This is a genomic window from Streptomyces sp. NTH33, assembly GCF_003236365.1.
Classification (GTDB): domain Bacteria; phylum Actinomycetota; class Actinomycetes; order Streptomycetales; family Streptomycetaceae; genus Streptomyces.
In genome coordinates this window covers 1-1,394 of record NZ_POTZ01000882.1, presented here as the reverse complement: position 1 = coordinate 1,394, position 1,394 = coordinate 1, and the positions used below count along the sequence as shown (strand labels likewise).

General features: G+C 75.9%; 1 protein-coding gene. It reads right to left on the bottom strand.

Annotated features, from left to right (window positions below; genetic code table 11):
* Positions 1–72: 72 nt before the first annotated feature.
* Positions 73–1,035 (bottom strand): NAD-dependent epimerase/dehydratase family protein, encoded by a 963-nt coding sequence (locus tag C1I97_RS37230; RefSeq protein WP_111007282.1) that lies wholly within the window; start codon positions 1,033–1,035, stop codon positions 73–75.
* Between the last annotated feature and the right edge of the window lie 359 nt (positions 1,036–1,394).

The following is a 1,394-nucleotide window of genomic DNA, read 5'->3' as shown; positions in this document are numbered from 1 at the left end:
GGGGGTGGGCACAGCCGGGGACACCGAACCCGGTGCGCACGCCGGTGCTCGAGGTGCCCGCGGGGGTACTGGTCAGATACGGCATGCCGCCTCCATCCAGATGTCGGCGAGGGACTCCTCGAGGTTGATCCGGGGCCGCCAGCCGAGCCGGTCGCGGGCGGTGCGCACATCGGCCTGCTGCCAGCTGCCGCAGCCGTCGGGGTACGGGAACGCGACCGGGGCGGAGTGGTCCGAGTCGGTGCGGGGATGCCCGATGGCGGGCCTGAGATGGCCGCCGGGCGGGCCGTCGAGTTCGTGGAGGGTGCCGCCGTATCCGGCGACGCGGGCGAGGGTCGCCGCGGCGTCGCGCAGCCGGACGGCGCGGCCGGAGCCGATGTTGATGACGCCCTGGGCGGCGGAGAGGGAGGCGGCGTGGACGGCGCGGGCCACGTCGCGGACGTCGACGAAGTCGCGCTGGGCTCCGAGGCCGCCGAGCTTGAGGTCGCCGTCACCGGACTGCATGGCGCGGCGCATGGCCTCGGCGAGCCGGCCGAGCGGCGAGCCCGCGGGGGTGCCGGGTCCGGCGGGTGAGAAGACCCGGAGCACGACGGCGTCCAGGCCGGAGCCGAGGACCAGTTCGGTGGCGGCGAGCTTGCTGACGCCGTACGGCCCGCCGGGGCGGGGCACGGCGTCCTCGGCCGTGGAGGAGCCGGGCTGGCTGGGGCCGTACTCGGAGCTGCAGCCGATCTGCACCAGCCGGGCGCCGCAGCCGCTGCGGCGCAGGGCCTCGCAGACGGTGGCGACGGCGACGGTGTTGTGCCGGGTGAGTTCGCGGGCGCCGCCCCTGGTGGCTCCGGCGCAGTTGACGACGACGCCGGGATGGACCGCGTCCAGGAAGCGGGTGAGCGCGCCGGGACTGCCGGTCGCGAGGTCGAAGCGGACGTCGGCGTCGTCGCCGCGGCCTAGCGCGGTGAGCTGGACGGCCGGGTCGGCGAGCAGGCGGTCGGCGACGAAACGGCCGAGGTATCCGTTGGCTCCGATCAGCAGAACCCTCATCGGGCGACTCCCGGGGTGTGCGCTCCGGTGGCTCCGGATGCTCCGGACGCTCCGGATCGGGCGGTGATCATCTGGTGTTCTCCTTCAAGGGGTGGTGCGACGGGCTCCGGCGGTGGGCCGGTTGCCTGCGGTCGGCCGGGGGAGGCGGGCCGTACCCGCGGCTTCGGCCGTGTGGAGGTGTGTGCGGGGTCGGCCACGGGGCCGTCATGGGCGTTCCTCCGCTCGCGCATGGGCCGAGGCCCTGGTCAGCGTGCGGCTCGCGTGCATGAGGAGGGCCAGGGCCGCCGCTCCGCAGACGAGGGCCTGTACGCCGCCCGGGCCCCAGGCGGCCACGAGGGTGTCGGCGGGGGTGGCCAGGA